Source organism: Caulobacter sp. ErkDOM-E (genome assembly GCF_048541895.1).
GTDB lineage: Bacteria > Pseudomonadota > Alphaproteobacteria > Caulobacterales > Caulobacteraceae > Caulobacter.
This window is the reverse complement of the sequence record NZ_CP183331.1, coordinates 153,005-169,964: the sequence shown is the minus strand read 5'-3', so window position 1 is coordinate 169,964 and position 16,960 is coordinate 153,005. Positions and strand designations below refer to the sequence as shown.

General features: G+C 67.7%; 21 protein-coding genes and 1 pseudogene. 10 read left to right on the top strand and 12 right to left on the bottom strand.

Annotated elements, in window-relative coordinates; all coding sequences use genetic code 11:
* Positions 1-70 precede the first annotated feature (70 nt).
* On the bottom strand, positions 71-565 hold the full coding sequence (secB, locus tag ACN2C7_RS00875; RefSeq protein WP_419319316.1) for a protein-export chaperone SecB: 495 nt from the start codon (positions 563-565) through the stop codon (positions 71-73).
* Positions 566-726: 161 nt separating this feature from the next.
* Here secB and timA point away from each other — a divergent pair, with 161 nt between their 5' ends.
* The 3 genes from timA to ACN2C7_RS00860 are packed head-to-tail and all read left to right on the top strand — an operon-like array spanning position 727 to position 3,029.
* A complete protein-coding gene (gene timA / locus ACN2C7_RS00870; RefSeq protein WP_419319315.1) occupies positions 727-1,326 on the top strand; it encodes a TIM44-related membrane protein TimA in 600 nt (199 codons plus the stop codon).
* Positions 1,326-2,471 (top strand): murein transglycosylase A, encoded by a 1,146-nt coding sequence (locus ACN2C7_RS00865; protein ID WP_419319314.1) that lies wholly within the window; start codon positions 1,326-1,328, stop codon positions 2,469-2,471. The genes timA and ACN2C7_RS00865 overlap by 1 nt, the downstream gene beginning before the upstream one ends.
* A gap of 3 nt (positions 2,472-2,474) precedes the next feature.
* Entirely contained in the window at positions 2,475-3,029 is a 555-nt protein-coding gene (locus tag ACN2C7_RS00860; RefSeq protein WP_419319313.1) for a Smr/MutS family protein, read from the top strand.
* Positions 3,030-3,038: 9 nt separating this feature from the next.
* Here the strand turns inward: ACN2C7_RS00860 and ACN2C7_RS00855 are convergent, their stop codons facing one another.
* The 8 genes from ACN2C7_RS00855 to ACN2C7_RS00820 form a co-directional block, all read right to left on the bottom strand.
* Positions 3,039-3,755, bottom strand: coding sequence for a cytochrome c3 family protein (locus ACN2C7_RS00855; protein WP_419319312.1), 717 nt, complete (start codon positions 3,753-3,755; stop codon positions 3,039-3,041).
* Positions 3,752-4,336 (bottom strand): hypothetical protein, encoded by a 585-nt coding sequence (locus ACN2C7_RS00850; protein ID WP_419319311.1) that lies wholly within the window; start codon positions 4,334-4,336, stop codon positions 3,752-3,754. The genes ACN2C7_RS00855 and ACN2C7_RS00850 overlap by 4 nt, the downstream gene beginning before the upstream one ends.
* Before the next feature lie 207 nt (positions 4,337-4,543).
* Positions 4,544-4,870, bottom strand: a complete 327-nt coding sequence (locus tag ACN2C7_RS00845; protein ID WP_419319310.1) for a phosphoribosyl-ATP diphosphatase — start codon at positions 4,868-4,870, stop codon at positions 4,544-4,546.
* Positions 4,867-5,649: an imidazole glycerol phosphate synthase subunit HisF gene (gene hisF / locus ACN2C7_RS00840; protein WP_419319309.1), complete on the bottom strand. Its 783-nt coding sequence runs from the start codon at positions 5,647-5,649 to the stop codon at positions 4,867-4,869. Before hisF ends, ACN2C7_RS00845 begins: the two co-directional genes overlap by 4 nt.
* Positions 5,649-6,383 (bottom strand): 1-(5-phosphoribosyl)-5-[(5-phosphoribosylamino)methylideneamino]imidazole-4-carboxamide isomerase, encoded by a 735-nt coding sequence (gene hisA / locus ACN2C7_RS00835; protein ID WP_419319308.1) that lies wholly within the window; start codon positions 6,381-6,383, stop codon positions 5,649-5,651. Before hisA ends, hisF begins: the two co-directional genes overlap by 1 nt.
* Positions 6,371-7,012, bottom strand: coding sequence for an imidazole glycerol phosphate synthase subunit HisH (hisH, locus tag ACN2C7_RS00830; protein ID WP_419319307.1), 642 nt, complete (start codon positions 7,010-7,012; stop codon positions 6,371-6,373). Before hisH ends, hisA begins: the two co-directional genes overlap by 13 nt.
* A gap of 11 nt (positions 7,013-7,023) precedes the next feature.
* Entirely contained in the window at positions 7,024-7,614 is a 591-nt protein-coding gene (gene hisB / locus ACN2C7_RS00825; RefSeq protein WP_419253510.1) for an imidazoleglycerol-phosphate dehydratase HisB, read from the bottom strand.
* A gap of 8 nt (positions 7,615-7,622) precedes the next feature.
* Positions 7,623-8,612, bottom strand: coding sequence for an adenosine kinase (locus ACN2C7_RS00820; protein WP_419319306.1), 990 nt, complete (start codon positions 8,610-8,612; stop codon positions 7,623-7,625).
* A gap of 126 nt (positions 8,613-8,738) precedes the next feature.
* Here ACN2C7_RS00820 and ACN2C7_RS00815 point away from each other — a divergent pair, with 126 nt between their 5' ends.
* A complete protein-coding gene (locus ACN2C7_RS00815; RefSeq protein ID WP_419319305.1) occupies positions 8,739-9,605 on the top strand; it encodes an ATP-grasp domain-containing protein in 867 nt (288 codons plus the stop codon).
* A gap of 59 nt (positions 9,606-9,664) precedes the next feature.
* Positions 9,665-10,378: a glutathione S-transferase N-terminal domain-containing protein gene (locus tag ACN2C7_RS00810; RefSeq protein ID WP_419319304.1), complete on the top strand. Its 714-nt coding sequence runs from the start codon at positions 9,665-9,667 to the stop codon at positions 10,376-10,378.
* Positions 10,379-10,520: 142 nt separating this feature from the next.
* Here the strand turns inward: ACN2C7_RS00810 and nth are convergent, their stop codons facing one another.
* Complete coding sequence (gene nth, locus ACN2C7_RS00805) at positions 10,521-11,228, bottom strand: endonuclease III (RefSeq protein ID WP_419319303.1); 708 nt, start codon at positions 11,226-11,228, stop codon at positions 10,521-10,523.
* Between the two features lie 52 nt (positions 11,229-11,280).
* On the opposite strand from nth, the gene ACN2C7_RS00800 reads away from it, so the two are divergent.
* Positions 11,281-11,787 carry a DUF2244 domain-containing protein gene (locus ACN2C7_RS00800; protein ID WP_419319302.1) on the top strand — a complete coding sequence of 169 codons (507 nt, stop codon included), beginning with the start codon at positions 11,281-11,283 and terminating at the stop codon, positions 11,785-11,787.
* Positions 11,788-11,834: 47 nt separating this feature from the next.
* Entirely contained in the window at positions 11,835-12,704 is an 870-nt protein-coding gene (locus ACN2C7_RS00795) for a methylated-DNA--[protein]-cysteine S-methyltransferase (RefSeq protein ID WP_419321511.1), read from the top strand.
* A 93-nt stretch (positions 12,705-12,797) separates the two neighbouring features.
* On the opposite strand, the gene hslU is transcribed toward ACN2C7_RS00795, so the two are convergent.
* Together hslU and hslV are read right to left on the bottom strand one after the other, a co-directional pair.
* Positions 12,798-14,093 (bottom strand): ATP-dependent protease ATPase subunit HslU, encoded by a 1,296-nt coding sequence (hslU, locus tag ACN2C7_RS00790; RefSeq protein WP_419319301.1) that lies wholly within the window; start codon positions 14,091-14,093, stop codon positions 12,798-12,800.
* Positions 14,094-14,692, bottom strand: a pseudogene (gene hslV / locus ACN2C7_RS00785) (ATP-dependent protease subunit HslV). It abuts the gene before it with no gap.
* A gap of 5 nt (positions 14,693-14,697) precedes the next feature.
* On the opposite strand from hslV, the gene ACN2C7_RS00780 reads away from it, so the two are divergent.
* The 3 genes from ACN2C7_RS00780 (at position 14,698) to ACN2C7_RS00770 (ending at position 16,954) form a co-directional block, all read left to right on the top strand.
* Positions 14,698-15,435, top strand: coding sequence for a HesA/MoeB/ThiF family protein (locus ACN2C7_RS00780; RefSeq protein WP_419319300.1), 738 nt, complete (start codon positions 14,698-14,700; stop codon positions 15,433-15,435).
* A gap of 61 nt (positions 15,436-15,496) precedes the next feature.
* Positions 15,497-16,480, top strand: coding sequence for an alpha/beta fold hydrolase (locus ACN2C7_RS00775; RefSeq protein WP_419319299.1), 984 nt, complete (start codon positions 15,497-15,499; stop codon positions 16,478-16,480).
* Positions 16,481-16,558: 78 nt separating this feature from the next.
* A complete protein-coding gene (locus ACN2C7_RS00770; protein ID WP_419319298.1) occupies positions 16,559-16,954 on the top strand; it encodes a group II truncated hemoglobin in 396 nt (131 codons plus the stop codon).
* Positions 16,955-16,960: the final 6 nt, after the last annotated feature.

Genomic DNA, 16,960 nt, shown 5'->3' with positions numbered 1-16,960 from the left:
CGATAGAAAAGAAAAACCCCGGCCGCATCGCTGCGCCGGGGTTTCTCAAATCTACCGGATCGAAAACGCCTCAGGCGTTGCCGATCACCACGCTCTCGGCCTGGGCCTTGCGGGCGGCATAGACGCCGCCGAAGTCGATCGGGTCGATCAGGAAGGGCGGGAAACCGCCTTCGCTGGTGATGTCGGCGATCACCCGGCGGGCGAACGGGAACAGGAAGCGCGGGCACTCGATCAGCAGCACTTCTTCGAGGGCCGCTTCCGCCACGCCGGCGATGTGGAACAGGCCGCCATAGACGACTTCCACATGGAACACCGGCTGGTCGTCGCGGGTGGCGCGGGCCGAAAGCTTCAGATCCACCTCGAACAGGCCGTCGGTGCGACCGCGGGCGTTCATTTCAACGCCCATGTCGATGGCCGGCTGGGCTGTGCCCGAACGGAGGCTGTCGGGCGCCAGCGGGCTCTCGAACGAGAAGTCGCGGATGAACTGGGCCATGATGCGGATGCCCGATTGAGCGGCCGCGTTATCGTCCTGGGCGCCCTCGGGGGCGGCGGTCGTGTCGGTCATTAGGAATAAATCCGTACTCGGCCGCTAGAAAGGCCGCTAGGAGAGAGCGGCGCTGCTAACACGCGGAGGGCCCTGGTGCAACGCCAGGCGCCTGACGGGAGAGCTCGCCTCGCCTATATAGACAGGGCGACCAGCCTGTCGACGCAGACGCGGATACCCAAGTGCTAATTCAAATTCTCGTTCTCGCGGTTATTGCCGCTGTCGTTCTCTACCAGCTCTACGCCACGCTTGGGCGTCGCGTCGGGCGTCAGCCTGAGGACGCGCCCGCCCTGGCCAAGACGGTTCCGGCCCCGGCCGGTCCCGCCGAAGCCATGGTCGCGGGCCCACTGGAGGGCGTCGCCGCTCTGCGCGCGCGCCAGCCCGACTTCAACACCAGCCATTTTCTGAGCGGGGCCCGCTCGGCCTATGAGATGATCGTCACGGCGTTCGCCGCCGGCGACCGCGAAACGCTCAAGCCGCTGCTGGCCGACGACGTCATGGCCAATTTCGAGGCGGCCATCGTGGCGCGCGAAGGCGAAGGCCGGTCGGAAAAGGTCGAGATCATGACGCCGCCGCGCGTCGACCTCGACAATGTCGCCGTCGTCGGCGACACCGCCCGCGCTACGGTGCGTATCCTGGCCGAGGTGCGCGCCCGCACCACCAGCGCCGAGGGTGAAGCCGTCGATGACCGCCGCACCGCCGAGCTGTGGACCTTCGAGCGCGACCTGAAGTCGGCCAATCCCAACTGGACCCTGGTCCACGTCGCAGCCGCCGAAGCCTGATGTCGCGCCTTGGCCTGATCGCCGTCCTGGCTTCGCTGACCCTGGCGGCCTGTACGACCACCACGCCGCCGCCGATCGCGACCGGCCCGATCGCCCCGCCGGTCAGCCCGACCGTTCCAGAGACTCCCGGCGCTCCGGTTCTGGGTTTCAACACCCTGGCCGGCTGGTCCGAGGAAGATCACCTTGCCGCCCTGGACGCCTTCCGCGCCGGCTGCGGCGTGGCCCGCGACCAGGAGATGGCCCGTGTCTGCCGCCTGGCCCGTACGGATGGCCCGCGCGACGACTGGGGCGCCCGCCTGTTCCTGGAAGCCAATTTCCGGCCCCAGGCCGTGGGCGACCAGGGCCTGCTGACCGCCTATTTCGCCCCGAAATACGATGCCCAGATGTCGCGTTCCGACGAGTTCAGCGCTCCGGTGCGCGGCGTGCCCTCCGATCTGGTGATGCTGGACCTGGGCGCCTTCGAGCCCAGCTTCGCCGGCAAGAAGGTCACCGGCCGGGTCAAGGCCGGCAAGTTTGAGCCCTATCCGGACCGCAAGGCCATCGAGGCCTCGCCCGCTGACAAGCCCTTGGCCTGGATGCGCCCTGAAGAGCTGTTCTTCCTACAGATCCAGGGCTCGGGCATCCTGGTCATGCCCGATGGTCGCCGCCTGCGGGCCGCCTTCGCCGGCGGCAACGGCAAGCCCTTCGTCGGCATCGCTACGGCCATGCGCGATCGAGGCCTGCTGGCCGACAACAACACCTCGGGCGATGCGATCCGCACCTGGCTGGCCGACAATCGCGGGCCCAAGGCCGACGAGATCATGCAGCTGAACCCGCGCTACATCTTCTTCAAGCTGTCGGAAGACGACGGTAAGGAAGCCGTGGGCTCGGCTGGCATACCCCTGCCGGCGGGCCGGGCCATCGCCGTCGATCCCAGCCGCCACGCCATGGGCGGCCTCTACTGGCTGGACGCTGCGGCGCCCAAGCTGGCCGGCGCCTTCCCCGCCTATCGCCGCCTGGCCGTGGCGCTGGACGTGGGCGGCGCGATCAAGGGCGAGGTTCGCGCCGATCTCTATACAGGCAGCGGTTCCAGCGCAGGCGTGGAGGCGGGCCGCGTGCGCCATGACCTGCGGATGTACCGCCTGGTTCCGATACCGAAGTCCTGAGCCATGAAACGGCCGCCGCGACCGGAAGAACTGCGCCTGTGGGGCATGGTGGCCGATACCGTGCACGCGCTGCCGGGCGACAAGCCGTTGAAGATGCGGGCCAAGGTCAAGATCAGGCCGGTCAAGGCTCCCAAGGCCGCGAAGGTTCAGCCCACGCACCTGGCCTCGATCGCGCCGCTGCGCATCGATCCGTCCGAGATCCGGCCCGCCCCGGTCAGAGCCCCGAAATCGGCGCCCGGCCATATCGAGCCCAATCGCCGCAAGCGCCTGATCAAGGAACACGATCCGATCGGCGCGCGGCTGGACATGCACGGCTTTGACCAGGAGCAGGCCCGACCGGCCCTGGAGGGCTTCATCCGTCGCGCCTATGCCGACGGGCATCGCGCCGTGCTGATCATCACCGGCAAGGGCAAGATCGGCCATGGCGTGCTGAAGAAGCGCACGCCGGAATGGCTTGCCTCACCAGCCCTGCGCGAGATGATCGCCGGCGTGTCGCAAGCCGACCAACGGCACGGTGGCGAGGGGGCGCTTTACGTGGCGCTGAAGCGGCGGACCTAGGGCGCGCGCTCAGTTTTCTCGCTCACCACCTTGACCGCCCTCGCCGTCGGCGCTGCGGTGGCAACGGACGCAGTTCTGGATGTTGCGGATCCCTTCTTCCCGATGCTCGGCCTCGATCTGCCCGGGCTGGTGGGCATGGCAGCCAAAACAGGTGAAGGTCTGCAGGTTCCCGCCGACATGACAGGTCGAACAGGGCGCATCATGTGGGCCCGCCAGCTTGAAGTAGCGGCTGTGATCAAAGGTGGCGGGTTTCCAGGCCTGGACGCCGTGGCACTGGCTGCAGGGTAAGGCCACGCCGCGATGAAAGTCGGCGGCCGGCGCGCTATGGCAGGTTGAACAGGCGGCCCGCGCCTGGGGCTGCAACAGGTCATGGTCAAACGGACGGGCAAGATTGCGCGTCAGCCGGGGCCTTGGGTGATCGGTGTGACAGGCCATGCAGTCCTGCGAGATCAGGGTCTGATGAAAAGGCGGCCGTGACACGGGGCGCTTGATCAGTTCCCCCAGGGTCGTGCGCCGGCCGATGTCGGCCACCGCGTGGCAGGCCACGCAGCGTTCGGCCGATGCGCCAGCCAGGGGCGCATGACAGGCAAAGCAGTTCTGTTGCAGGGCCGCATGGGCGGGTTTGAGGTCGCCGGGGCTCACCATCTGGTGCGGGAAAACGAAGATCAGGGCGATGATCGTGGCCAGACCGACACCGATGCGGATCCAGACCCATCGCGGCGTCATTTCCAGCCCCAAAGGATAAAAATGGCGCTGATATGCGCCAGGGCGAGGGTGGCGAAGACCAGGGCGATCGGCAGATGCACCTTGCGCCAGGTTCTCATCACATCGACGGCCAGGCTGTCGTTGTGAAGTCGCGCGCTGACCTCGAGGTCGGAAACCCCCTCGGCCTTCAGTTCCGTTCGCGCCGCCTTGAGCCGGGTTTGGGCGCGGCGGAGCAGGTACTTTCCGGTCAGGCCGCTGGCGATGTTGATCAGCATGGCGACCACGGCCAGCCACGCCAGGACGGCGTTGAAGTGGATGCCGGCATGGACAAGCACCAGCAAGGACCCCGCCCAGGCCAGCCCTTCGTGCAGGCGCAGCAGACGCACGGGGTCGCCGGTCTTGAGGATGCCCCGCTTGCGCAGCGAATGTCTCAACGAGACCAGGATCAGCAGGACGCCCGGTATCCCCAGATACCGGCCGATCCACACCGCATCGACCAGGTGCAACAGGGCGTCAATCAGAAGGGTTGCGAGGAGGAGGGCCGCCAGTCCCAGGAAAAACGGCAGGACTTCACGCAGCAGGAGTTCCGGCTTTGCGGACAAGGGCTCAGCCTCGGCCTGGGCCCGGGGAAAGTCTCGAAATCCGGCGGATGACGGCCGCGCCGGGGATGAACGCCGGTCGGTTCAAGTCTCGCATGGCGGCCTCATAGCGCCGCTGTCGGCGCTGCCTTGCGGTACTGTTCCCAGAGTGCGGAGAGACGGCATTGCGCTGGATCAAGCCGGCGACAGGGCGTGATCGCGACGCTGAAGCTATGGGGTTTGGCGCGAAGCCTTTTCGGCGATCCCGGAAGTCCCCTCACGCGCCGCCAGCTTGTCGGCCACCGCGTCGAGCGACACTCCTGAAGCCGCCAGCAGAACCAGCCAGTGATACAGCAGGTCGGCGCTTTCGCTGGCGAGCTCGTCCGGTCCCTGGGCGACGGCGGCGATCACCGTCTCGACGGCTTCCTCGCCCAGCTTCTTGGCGGCCAGCTTGGGATCGGCCAGCAGCCTGGCGGTGTAGGACGCGGCCGGATCACCGCCCTTGCGGCTGTCGATGGTGGCGGCCAGGCGCTCAAGGGTTTCGAACAGCCGGCTCATGCCGCGCCCTGCAGGTCGTCCAGGCGCACGGGGATGCCGGCGTCGGCCATGGCCCGCTTGGCCTCGCCGATGCTGATTTCGCCAAAGTGGAAGATCGAGGCGGCCAGCACGGCGGCGGCGTGGCCGTCGCGGGCGGCTTCAACCAGATGCTCGGTCTTGCCGGCCCCGCCCGAGGCGATCACGGGCACCGAAACCGCGCCGGTCACGGCCTTCAGCAGGGGGATGTCGTAGCCGATCTTGGCGCCGTCGCGGTCCATCGAGGTCAGCAGGATCTCGCCCGCGCCGCGCTCGACCACCTTGGCGGCCCAGTCGACGACGTCCAGGCCGGTGTCTCTGCGGCCGCCATAGGTCCAGACGTTCCAGCCCGATCCGTCTTCGCGCAGCTTGGCGTCGATGGCCACGACCACGCACTGGGCCCCGAAGGCGTCCGCGCCGGCGGCGATCAGGTCGGGATTTTCGACCGCAGCCGTGTTGGTCGAGACCTTGTCGGCCCCGGCCAGCAGCAGGCGGCGCATGTCGGCCACCTCGCGCACGCCGCCGCCGACCGAAACCGGCATGAAACAGACCTCGGCGGTGCGGGAAATCACGTCCAGGATCAGGCCGCGGCCTTCGCTGGAGGCGGTGATGTCCAGGAACATCAGCTCGTCGGCCCCGGCCGCGTCATAGGCTCGCGCCTGCTCCACCGGATCGCCGGCGTCGCGCAGGGCCACGAAATTGACGCCCTTGACCACCCGCCCGTCCTTCACGTCGAGGCAGGGAATGATCCGGGTCTTCAGCATCAGGCCGCCGCCACCGTCAGGGCCTCGGCCGGCTGGATGGTCCCGGCGTAAAGCGAACGGCCCAGTATGGCGCCGGCGATCTTGACGCCCTTGCGGGCCTTCAGGCGCTCGATATCGGCCACGGCGGCGACGCCGCCCGAGGCGATGACGGGGATCGAGACCGCGTCGGCCAGCTCGCCCACGCCCTCGACATTGACGCCGGTCAGGGCGCCGTCGCGGCTGATGTCGGTGATGATCAGGGCCGCCACGCCGGCGTCCTCGAAGCGGCGCGACAGGTCGATGGCGGAGAGCTCGGACAGACCCGTCCAGCCGTCGATCGCCACCTTGCCGTCGCGCACGTCGACGGCCACGGCGATCTGTTCGGGCCACAGGCGCGCGGCCTTCTTGACCAGTTCGGGATCATGCACGGCGATGGTGCCCAGGATCACCCGGCTGACGCCGGCCTCGATCCAGGCCTCGATGCCTTCCAGGGTGCGGATGCCGCCGCCCAGCTGCACGGGGATCGAGATCGATTCCAGGATTGACTGCACGGCGGCCGTATTGACCGACTTGCCCTCGATGGCCCCGTTCAGGTCGACCACGTGCAGCCACGAGAAGCCGTCCTTGACGAAGCGTTCGGCCTGATCGGCGGGCGAGGTGTTGAAGACCGTGGCCTTCTCCATGTCGCCGTGCAGCAGGCGCACGCACTGGCCGTCCTTCAGGTCGATGGCGGGATAGAGGATCATGGGCGCCATTCCAGGAAGTTGGCGAGCAGGGAAAGACCTGCGGCTTGAGATTTCTCGGGGTGAAACTGTACGCCGGCCACATTGTCCTTGACCACCGCCGCCGTGAACGGGCCGCCGTGGTCTGTGGTCGCCAGGACATCGGCCGGATCGGTCGGCGTCAGGGCGAAGGAGTTGGCGTAGTACATGTGGGCGCCGTCGGCGACGCCCGAAAACAATGGGTGATCACGCGTCAGTTTGATCGCGTTCCAGCCCATGTGCGGAATGGTCAGGCTGGGGTCGCTGGGCGCCAGTTTCCTGACCTCTCCGGCGATCCAGTCCAGGCCCGGCGTGACGCCGAATTCCAGGCCGCGTGTGGCCAGCAGCTGATGACCGACGCAGATGCCCAGGAACGGCGCGCCCTTGCCGTGGACGGCGGCGTTCATGGCCTCATAGACGCCCGAGGCGTCCAGGCCGGCGCGGCACGAGGCGAACGCCCCCACGCCAGGCAGCACCACCCGGTCGGCGTTGGCGACAATATCGGGATCGGCGGTGACAACGATGTCAGCGGCGATTCCCCGGCGACGGGCCGCCTCACGCAGGGCCTTTTGAGCCGAACGCAGGTTGCCCGACCCGTAATCGATCAGGGCGACGGTCTGCATGGGAGAGTTTCCTACAGCACGCCCTTGGTGGAGGGAGCCTGGCCGCCGGTCTTGGGGTCGATCTCGACCGCCTGACGCAGCGCCCGGGCCAGGGCCTTGAACCCGCTCTCGGCGACGTGGTGGGTATTGTCGCCGTACAGGGTTTCCAGATGCACGCAGGCCCCGCAGTTCATCGCGAACGCGTGGTGGAACTCCTTGAAGAGCTCGGTGTCCATCTCGCCGACCTTGGGCCGCTTGAAATCGACCTTCCAGATCAGATAGGGCCGGTTGGACAGGTCGATGGCGCAGCGCGTCAGGGTCTCGTCCATCGGGATATAGGCGTGGCCGAAGCGGCGGATGCCCTTGAAGCCTTCCAGCGCCTTGTTCACGGCCAGGCCCAGCACGATGCCGGTGTCTTCCACCGTGTGGTGCATGTCGATGTGCAGGTCGCCCTTGGTCTCGACCTTGAGGTCGAAGCCGCCGTGGCGCGCGAAGCTCTCCAGCATATGGTCGTAGAAACCAATGCCGGTGGAGATCGTCGAGACGCCGGTCCCGTCGAGATCGATCCAGACCCGGATCTGGGTCTCCTTCGTCTCGCGGACCACTTCAGCGGTGCGGGCCATGGTCTTCCTTAGAGTCCGTTTTGGGCCGCGAGGTCCCGCAGGCTGACCTGCGGGCGCGGACCGTAGTGGGCGATTACCTCGGCGGCGGCCAGGGAGCCCAGCTGGCCGCAGACCGGCAGTGGGCGGCCCTGGGAGAGGCCATAGAGGAAACCCGCCGCGTATTGGTCGCCCGCGCCCGTGGTGTCCACGACTTTTTCCACGGGATAGGCCGAGATTTCGTGAACCTGCCCGCCCGCGACCACGACCGAGCCGTGTTCGCTGCGGGTGACGGCGGCGATGGTGACGCGCTCCGACAGGGCCTTTACGGCGGCGTCGAAATCGTCGGTCTCGAACATCGCGCAGACTTCAGAGGCGTTGGCGAAGACGATGTCGCACTGGGTTTCGACGAAGCCCAGCAGGGCGGCGCGATGGCGCTCGACCACGAAGCTGTCGGAAAGCGTGATGGCGATCTGGCGGCTGGAGCCGTGCGCCAGGGCGGCGGCCTTGGCGAAGGCGCGGCGGGCTTCGGGCGGGTCGAACAGATAGCCTTCGAGATAGGAATATTTAGCGGCTTCGATGATGGCGGGATCGACGTCGGCGCTGGTCAGCTCGACGCAGGCGCCCAGATAGGTGCTCATCGTGCGCTGGGCGTCGGCGGTGACATTGATCAGGCTCTGGGCCGTCGCGGGACCTTCGGCCAGGGGCGGCGTGGTGAAGGTGGCGCCGATGGCGCGCATGTCGTGGGTGAAAACGCGGCCCAGTTGGTCGTCGGCGACCTTGCCGATAAAGGCGCCACGACCGCCGAAGCTGGCGACGCCGGCGACGGTATTGCCCGCTGAACCGCCAGAAGCCTCGATGCCCGACGCCATGACGTCATACAGGCTGGAGGCGCGCGCCACGTCGATCAGGGCCATCGAGCCCTTCACCAGGCCCTCGCGCGCGAGGAAGGCGTCGTCGCACTGGGCGATGACGTCGACGATGGCGTTCCCGATGGCGGCGACGTCGTAGAGAGCGGTCATGGAGATCGGCAAGCCTTTGAAAGTGCAGGGCGCGAAAAGCGTCTAAGGGGCGGCAAGTAAAGGAAGCGTGCGGTCAAGGCAACGCGAGGCTTGCCGTAGGACGTGCGTCATTCTAACCGCATGGGCATGACTTCGACGACCGCTGATATCCTGATCCTGGCGCCCTCTTCGGAAAACACCGCCTATGCCGCCGCCGGCGTGCGGTTGTTCGAGCGGCTTGCCGCGCCGCTGCGCGCACATGGCCTGACGGTGACGCGCCAGCCGTGGACCGATCCGGTGGATCCGGACTCTGCCCGGCTGGTACTGCCCTTGCTGGCCTGGGGCTATCACCTGCGTCAGCCCGAGTGGTTTTCCCAGCTGGACGCCCTGGAGGCGGCGGGCGTGCCGGTGATCAATCCCGTCCCGACCCTGCGCTGGAACACCACCAAGACCTATCTGATCGAACTGGAAGCCAAGGGCGCGCCGGTGGTCCCCACCCACGCCCATGATCGGCTGACGCCTGAAGCCCTGGCCGCAGCCTTCGATGCGTTTGGCGTCGACGAAGTGGTGGTCAAGCCGCAGATTTCCGGGGGTTCGCAGGACACCGTCCGGTTCAAGCGCCACGGCACGCTGGAAGGCGGCCCGCCCGGCGCGGCCCTGATCCAGCCTTTCCTGCCGGCGGTGGCCGAAGAGGGCGAGCTGTCGCTGTTCTTTTTCGACGGGGCGTTCAGCCACGCCGTCTCCAAGGTGGCGACCGGCGGCGACTTCCGGGTGCAGCCGCAGTTCGGCGGCCAGATTTCCGGCGTTGCGCCCGAGCCCGAGGCCCTGCATGCGGCGCACATGGTGCTGGAGGCGGCCAGCCTGCCCCTGACCTATGCCCGCATCGATCTGATCCGGGGCCTGGACCATACCCCGCAACTGATGGAGCTGGAGGTCATAGAGCCCGACCTGTTCCTGGAGCATGCCCATGACGACGGCGCGGCGTTCGCGGCGGCGGTGATGGCCCGGCTCTAGCAGGCGACCTGACGGCGCGGCTGTTTGGGCCTATCTAGGTCGCAACCCAGGGAGTCATGATGTCCGATCTTTCCGCCTTCCCGATCACCCGCCGCTGGCCCGCCAGACACCCTGATCGCCTTCAGCTCTATTCGCTGCCCACGCCCAACGGCGTGAAGGTGTCGATCATGCTGGAAGAGATCGGCCTGCCGTATGAGCCGCACCTGATCGATATCGGCGCCAACGAGACCTGGATCCCCGAATATCTGTCGCTGAACCCCAACGGCAAGATCCCGGCGATCATCGATCCCGACGGTCCGGGCGGCCAGGCTTTGGCCCTGTTCGAGTCTGGCGCGATCCTGCTGTATCTGGCCGAGAAGACCGGCCAGCTGCTGCCTGCCGATCCCGCGCTTCGCTATCAGACGATCCAGTGGGTGTTTTTCCAGGTCGGCGCTGTGGGACCGATGTTCGGGCAACTGGGCTTTTTCCACAAGTTCGCCGGCAAGGACTATGAGGACAAGCGACCGCGCGACCGCTACGTCGCCGAGAGCAAGCGGCTGCTGGGGGTTCTGGAACAACGCCTGAACGGCCGCGATTTCATGATGGGCGCCGATTTCACGATCGCCGATATCGCCCTGCTGGGCATGGTGCGCAATCTGGTCGGCTACTACGACGCCGGCCAGCTGGTCGACTATGTCGACCTGAAGTCCGTTCCGGCCTGGCTGGAGCGCTGCCTGGCGCGGCCGGCGGTGCAGCGTGGGCTGGAAATCCCGGCGCGGCCTCAGAGCATTTAATTCCCGCTCTCCCCGGCGAAGGCCGGGGCCCAGATCGAACCCCAGGACGTCAGTCGGTTCGTAAGGTCGTGTGGCGCATCCACCCCAAACGCTCGGGATGAATCTGGGTCCCGGCCTTCGCCGGGAAGAGCGGAGTTTGAGGTTACGCTCCCAGGAACAGCTCCCGCGAAGGACACAGATCGCGGATCTTGCAGATCTCGCACCTGGGCTTGCGCGCCACGCACACATAGCGGCCGTGCAGGATCATCCAGTGATGGGCCCGGGTCTGATAGGGCCCGGGCACGATCCGCATCAGATCCATCTCGACGGCGTCGGGCGTCTTGCCCGCTGACAGCTTCAGCCGGTGAGCGACGCGGAACACGTGGGTATCGACGGCGATGGCCGGCTCGATGTCCAGCTCATTGAGCACCACGCTGGCGGTCTTGCGGCCAACGCCCGGCAGGCTTTCCAGGTCGGCGCGGTTCAGGGGCACCTGGCCGCCGTGGCGGTCCATCAGGATGTGGGCTGCGGCGATGACGTTCTTGGCCTTGGTGCGGAACAGACCGATCGAGGCGATGTAGCGGATCAGGCCTTCCTCGCCGAGTTCGAGCATCTTCTCGGCGCTGTCGGCGACCTGGAACAGCGGGCCGGTGGCCTTGTTGACCTGGACGTCGGTGGCCTGGGCCGACAGGGCCACCGAAGTGACCAGCTCATAGGCGTTGTTGTAGTTCAGCTCGGTCTTGGGCCGCAGCTCCAGGCTCTCGAAGCGGTCGAACAGCACGGCGACGCGCTCGCACTCGGCCGGCGAGATCCGCTTGGCGGCGGGGCGTTTGCGGACCGGTTTTTTCACAAGAGCCATTACCATGACCATGCCGTGATGCGGACCCCTCGCCAAGGCGGTGTCGCGCGCCTAAATCTTTGTCATGGCCCCGCCGCTCTACATGGACGCCTTGATCAAGCCCAACCGGTCGCTCAGCCGGCGCGGGCTGCGCGTGTTGCTGGGCGTCGTCGTCGCCTGCAACCTGATGATCGCGGTGTTCCTGCTGGGGGTGGGCGCGCCGCTGGTGCTGCCTTTTCTGGGCCTGGACGTGGCGGCGATCTGGTTGGCCCTCAACGCCAGCTTCAAAGCGGCTGAACGCAGGGAGCGGGTGCGGGTCACCGCCCAGTCGATCACGGTCAGCCGTGAGGACGAGAAGGGCGCCCGCGTGGTCTGGACCTCGCCCACCGCCTTCACGGGTGTGGATCTCGATCAGCCAGGCGAGCACGAGGCTCGGGTTCGCCTGCGGATCCATCGCCGCCGCCTGACCGTGGCGCGAGCGCTCAGCCCGCCCGAACGGGTGGAATTCGCCGCCGCCCTGCGGCGCGCCATTGGCGAGGCCCGCGCCGAACGTTATCCCTTGCCGGGGGTCGGGGCGGGCGCTCAGGCATGAGCAAGAACCGGGCGGACACCGCAGGAGAGCCGTCCTACGCTGCCCCCATGGCTCTCGACATGCACCCCTCCGAAACCTTCGCCCGTCTGTCCGAGCGTTCGGCGGACTATCATCGCATGGCCGTCGCCCTGGACTGGCTGGCCGAGCGCTGGCAGGAGCGGCCGTCGTTGGACGAGGCGGCCGAAGCCGTCGGCCTGTCGCCGTTTCATTTTCAGCGGATCTTTACGCGCTGGGCCGGGGTCAGTCCCAAGACCTTCGTCTCGGCCATCGCCCACGCCGAGGCCCGCAAGTCGCTGGAGGCCGGGGCCAGCGTGCTCGACGCTGCCTATGACGCGGGGCTTTCAGGCCCTTCGCGCCTGCATGACCTGTTCATCGCCCAGGAAGCCGTCACGCCCGGCGAGGTGCGCCGCCGCGGGGCCGGTATGACCTTGCGGTATGGCTGGGCGCCGACGCCGTTCGGCAGGGGCCTGTTCGTGATGGCTGAGCGCGGCCTGGCGGGCCTGGCCTTTTCCGATGGCGACGACGACGCGACCTATGCCGACATGCATCGCCGCTTTCCCGCCGCCGACTGGGTCCGCGACGACCAAGCGGCCGGCCAGACCGCCGTCCATGCCTTCACCGGCGGCAAGGGGCCGCTGCCGATCGTGCTGATCGGCTCGCCCTTCCACATCCAGGTCTGGAAAGCCCTGCTGCGCATCCCGGTCGGCGAGACCAGCACCTATGGCCAGGTGGCTTCGTGGGCCGGAAACCCCAGGGCCTATCAGGCCACCGGCGGCGCCATCGGGGCCAATCCGATCTCGCTGCTGATCCCGTGCCACCGCGCCATCGCCAAGGACGGCCGGCTGACCGGCTATCACTGGGGCCTGGCGCGCAAGGCGGCGATGCTGGGCATGGAGGCAGTTCAGGCGGCGGGCTGACTGGACTGGCCCCCTGCGGATCGCTTCGCGATCGTCTTCCCCCGGAGGGGGAAGACGGCTGCGCAGCAGCCCGTAGGGGGCAAGTACCAGTTTTTAAAGAATAAACCGGCTCAGATCGGCATTGGCCGCCAGGGCTCCGACCTTGTCCTGCACATAGGCCGCGTCGATGGTCACCGTCTCGCCGGAGCGATCGGCCGCCGAGAAGCTGATCTCCTCGACCACCTTTTCCAGGATGGTCTGCAGCCGCCGCGCGCCGATGTTCTCGACCGAGTTGTTCACCGCCACCGCCGCGTCGGCCAGGGCATCGATGGCGTCGGGCGTGAAGGTCACGGTGACGCCCTCGGTCAGCAGCAGCGCCTGATGCTGGCGGATCAGATTGGCTTCCGGTTCGGTCAGGATCCGGCGCAGGTCATCGCGGGTCAGGCCCTTCAGCTCCACCCGGATCGGCAGACGGCCCTGAAGCTCGGGCAGCAGGTCGCTGGGCTTGGCCACGTGGAAGGCGCCCGAGGCGATGAACAGGATGTGGTCGGTTTTCACCGGGCCATACTTGGTCGAGACGGTCGTGCCCTCGATCAGCGGCAGCAGGTCGCGCTGCACGCCTTCGCGCGACACATCGGCCCCACCGCGCTGTGAGGACGAGGCCACCTTGTCGATCTCGTCGAGGAAGACGATGCCGTGGTTTTCGGCCAGATCCACCGCCTCCTGGGTCAGGGCTTCCTGATCCAGCAGCTTGTCGCTCTCTTCGGCGATCAGCGGCGCATGGGCGGCGGCCACGGTGGTCTTGTGGGTCTTGGTGCGGCCACCACCGAAGGATTTCATCATCTCCGCCAGGTTCAGCACCGAGGCGCCGGGCTGACCGGGGATCTCGAACATCCCGCCGCCGCCGGTGTCGGCCAGTTGCAGCTCGACCTCCTTGTCGTCCAGCTCGCCGGTCCGCAGCTTCTTGCGGAAGCTTTCGCGGGCGGCGGTCGAACCGGGGCCAGTCAGGGCGTCGAGGATGCGTTCCTCGGCCGCCGCCTCGGCGCGAGCCCGCACTCCGGCCCGGCGCTTGTCGCGAACCATGCCCAGGGCGCTTTCCACCAGATCACGGACGATCTGATCCACGTCGCGGCCGACATAGCCGACCTCGGTGAACTTGGTGGCTTCCACCTTCAGGAACGGGGCCTGGGCCAGCCTGGCCAGGCGACGGGCGATCTCGGTCTTGCCCACGCCCGTGGGGCCGATCAGCAGGATGTTCTTGGGCGTCACCTCGTCGCGCAGGTCGGCCGGCACCCGGCGGCGACGCCAGCGGTTGCGCAGGGCCACGGCGACGGCCTTCTTGGCCTCGGTATGGCCGACGATATAGCGGTCGAGTTCGGAGACGATCTCGCGGGGGGAGAACTCGGTCATTTACAGGCTTTCAACCGTCAGATTGCCGTTGGTGTAGACACAGATCTCGGCGGCGATCGCCATCGCCTTGCGGGCGATGTCCTCGGCCGAAAGGTCCTGGTCGATCAGGGCCTTGGCGGCCGCGAGGGCATAGTTGCCGCCTGAGCCGATGGCCGCGACCGAGCCGCCGCCGGCGCTTTCGCCCGGCTCCAGCACGTCGCCCACGCCGGTGACCGTGTAGATGGCGGTGGCGTCGGCCACGAGCAGCATGGCTTCCAGCCGGCGCAGATAGCGGTCGGTGCGCCAGTCCTTGGCCAGATCCACGCAGGCCCGGGCCAGCTGGTCGGGATACTGTTCCAGTTTAGCTTCCAAGCGCTCAATGAGCGTGAAGGCGTCGGCCGTGGCTCCGGCGAAACCGGCCACCACCTTGCCGCCGGCCAGGCGGCGCACCTTGCGGGCATTGCCCTTGACGACGGTTGGCCCCATGGAGACCTGGCCGTCTCCGGCGATCACGGTCTGTCCGTTCTTGCGCACCGCCAGGATGGTTGTGCCGTGCCAGTCTGGGAAGGAATTGCTGTTTTGCATGTCTCGCATGTGGCGAGGCTGACTGCGGAGATCAAGCGCGATGAGCTTTTCGGAGGGCGAGGTTGAGCGCTATGCCCGCCATCTGGTGCTGCGCGAGGTCGGCGGACCGGGCCAGCAGAAGCTGAAGGCGGCCCGGGTGCTGCTGGTCGGCATGGGCGGTCTGGGCGCGCCGGCCGCGCTCTATCTGGCCGCCGCCGGGGTCGGAACCCTGGGTCTGGCCGATCCCGACACCGTTTCGCTATCCAACCTGCAGCGCCAGGTGCTGTACCAGACCGCTGATGTGGGCCGCTCCAAGGTCGAGGTCGCCAGCGAGCGTCTGGCGGCGGTCAATCCGCATGTGGCGGTCGAAACCCATCCGGTATGGCTGGACGCCGCCAACGCCGGGGACCTGGTTTCCCGGTATGACCTGATCCTCGACGGCACCGACGACTTCGCCACCCGCTTCTCCGTCAGCGACGCCTGTGTGGCCGAGGGCAAGGCCCTGGTCAGCGGGGCCCTGGGTCGCTGGACCGGCCAGGTGGGCGTGTTCCATGGCCAGCCCTGCTATCGCTGCCTGGTGCCCGAGGTTCCGCCGGACGCCGAGACCTGTTCGCTGGTCGGTGTGGTCGGCGCCCTGGCAGGTGTGATCGGCGCGATGATGGCGCTGGAGGCGGTCAAGCTGATCACCGGCGCGGGGCAGGCCCTGAGCGGCCGCCTGCTGATCTACGACGCCCTGGCGGCCGAAACCCGCACGGTGCGGATCGGCGCCGATCCGGCCTGTCTCGCTTGCGGCGCTTGACGGCGAAGCTTCACGGGCCTTCTCTCTCCCCACAAAAACAAGACGTCAGGGGTAGGGCCAGATGAAGACGCTGTTTCGCGGTCTGTTGATCGCCGCGGGCCTGATCCTGGTGCTCGGCGCCGTGGGATGGCTGGCCCTGCAGCGCGGCGACATCCCCTATGCCAGCCTGGAAGCCAAGTACGACAGCCCGGCCTCGCGCTACATGGACCTGGGCGGCGGCTTGCGCGTGCATTATCGCGACGAAGGCCTTCGCGAGGGTCCGACCCTGGTGCTGGTCCATGGCTATGCGGCGTCGCTGCACGCCTGGGAGCCCTGGGTGCGGTCGCTGTCGGGCGACTATCGCGTCATCACACTGGACCTGCCGGGCCATGGTCTGACCCAGGCGGGCCAGGGCTATGCCGTCGGACGTCAGGGCTTTGGGGCGGCGGTCGATCAGGTGACCCGCAAACTGGGTGTCGACCGCTTCACCCTGGCGGGCAATTCGATGGGCGGCGGCGTGGCCTGGCAATACGCCATCGATCATCCCGAGCGGGTCGAGGGCCTGGTGCTGGTCGATGCGGCGGGCTGGCCGCGCGAAGGCGGCGGCGGCGGGGTGCTGATCTTCAACATCCTGCGCCATCCCTGGGGGCGGGCTCTGCTGAAGAATGTCGACACCCAGGCCCTGGTGCGTCAGGGCCTGAAGTCGGCCTATATCGATCAGAGCCTGGTGACGCCCGAACTGGTCGACCGGTATGTGGAACTGGCCCGCGCCCCTGGCCACCGCGACATCCTGCTGGGCCTGCAGAGCGGCCCGCGCCGTCCGGCCTCGCCCCAACTCCTGTCGAGGATCAAGGCGCCCACCCTGATCATGTTCGGCGAGAAGGACACCGTCATCCCCGCCTCGGACGGCGCCAAGTTCGCCGCAGCCATACCGGGTTCTACCCTGATCCTTTATCCCGATGTCGGCCATGTGCCGATGGAACAGATCCCCGACCGCTCGGCCGGCGACCTCAAGGCCTGGCTGAAGGCGAAGGTGTATCCGGCGGAGACCGCGCCCAAGCCCTGAATTCGGGTCTTTGAGCCACATCAAGGCGTCGCGGCGCGCGCTCGTCGACTGAAGGGGCTTTCGTCAGGCGAGGGCCCCATGACCAGCACGATCGTCGGCGCCGACACGCCTTTCGAGGTGATGGGCGGCGGACCCGGGGTGCGCCGCCTCGTCAACGCCTTCTACGACATCATGGACACCGAGCCGGGCTATGCCCGGCTGCGTGCGCTGCACGCGTCGGATCTGACGGCGATGCGCGAGTCTCTGAGCGGCTTTCTGGCAGGCTGGCTTGGCGGGCCAAGGGACTGGTTCACCACCCACCCAGGCGTCTGCATGATGTCGCTGCACCGCGCCATGCCGATCGACGCCGAGCTGGCGGGGCAGTGGACGTCGGCGATGGCGCAAGCCCTCGCGGCCGCCGACATCGATCCAGAGCTTGTCGCCGCCCTGCGTGACGCCTTCGACCGGATGGCCGGCGGCATGACCACACACTGAGGGCGG

What these genes read in the sequence shown, in the direction of transcription:
- ACN2C7_RS00780 (WP_419319300.1), top strand. Translation starts at nt 14,698, where the DNA reads ATGAGCTTTTCGGAGGGCGAGGTTGAGCGCTATGCCCGCCATCTGGTG.
- hisF (WP_419319309.1), bottom strand. Translation starts at nt 5,649, where the DNA reads ATGCTGAAGACCCGGATCATTCCCTGCCTCGACGTGAAGGACGGGCGG.
- ACN2C7_RS00770 (WP_419319298.1), top strand. Translation starts at nt 16,559, where the DNA reads ATGACCAGCACGATCGTCGGCGCCGACACGCCTTTCGAGGTGATGGGC.
- ACN2C7_RS00795 (WP_419321511.1), top strand. Translation starts at nt 11,835, where the DNA reads ATGGCTCTCGACATGCACCCCTCCGAAACCTTCGCCCGTCTGTCCGAG.
- ACN2C7_RS00800 (WP_419319302.1), top strand. Translation starts at nt 11,281, where the DNA reads ATGGCCCCGCCGCTCTACATGGACGCCTTGATCAAGCCCAACCGGTCG.
- nth (WP_419319303.1), bottom strand. Translation starts at nt 11,228, where the DNA reads ATGGTCATGGTAATGGCTCTTGTGAAAAAACCGGTCCGCAAACGCCCC.
- ACN2C7_RS00815 (WP_419319305.1), top strand. Translation starts at nt 8,739, where the DNA reads ATGACTTCGACGACCGCTGATATCCTGATCCTGGCGCCCTCTTCGGAA.
- ACN2C7_RS00860 (WP_419319313.1), top strand. Translation starts at nt 2,475, where the DNA reads ATGAAACGGCCGCCGCGACCGGAAGAACTGCGCCTGTGGGGCATGGTG.
- ACN2C7_RS00820 (WP_419319306.1), bottom strand. Translation starts at nt 8,612, where the DNA reads ATGACCGCTCTCTACGACGTCGCCGCCATCGGGAACGCCATCGTCGAC.
- hisH (WP_419319307.1), bottom strand. Translation starts at nt 7,012, where the DNA reads ATGCAGACCGTCGCCCTGATCGATTACGGGTCGGGCAACCTGCGTTCG.
- ACN2C7_RS00845 (WP_419319310.1), bottom strand. Translation starts at nt 4,870, where the DNA reads ATGAGCCGGCTGTTCGAAACCCTTGAGCGCCTGGCCGCCACCATCGAC.
- hisB (WP_419253510.1), bottom strand. Translation starts at nt 7,614, where the DNA reads ATGGCCCGCACCGCTGAAGTGGTCCGCGAGACGAAGGAGACCCAGATC.
- hisA (WP_419319308.1), bottom strand. Translation starts at nt 6,383, where the DNA reads ATGGCGCCCATGATCCTCTATCCCGCCATCGACCTGAAGGACGGCCAG.
- secB (WP_419319316.1), bottom strand. Translation starts at nt 565, where the DNA reads ATGACCGACACGACCGCCGCCCCCGAGGGCGCCCAGGACGATAACGCG.
- ACN2C7_RS00775 (WP_419319299.1), top strand. Translation starts at nt 15,497, where the DNA reads ATGAAGACGCTGTTTCGCGGTCTGTTGATCGCCGCGGGCCTGATCCTG.
- hslU (WP_419319301.1), bottom strand. Translation starts at nt 14,093, where the DNA reads ATGACCGAGTTCTCCCCCCGCGAGATCGTCTCCGAACTCGACCGCTAT.
- ACN2C7_RS00810 (WP_419319304.1), top strand. Translation starts at nt 9,665, where the DNA reads ATGTCCGATCTTTCCGCCTTCCCGATCACCCGCCGCTGGCCCGCCAGA.
- ACN2C7_RS00855 (WP_419319312.1), bottom strand. Translation starts at nt 3,755, where the DNA reads ATGACGCCGCGATGGGTCTGGATCCGCATCGGTGTCGGTCTGGCCACG.
- ACN2C7_RS00865 (WP_419319314.1), top strand. Translation starts at nt 1,326, where the DNA reads ATGTCGCGCCTTGGCCTGATCGCCGTCCTGGCTTCGCTGACCCTGGCG.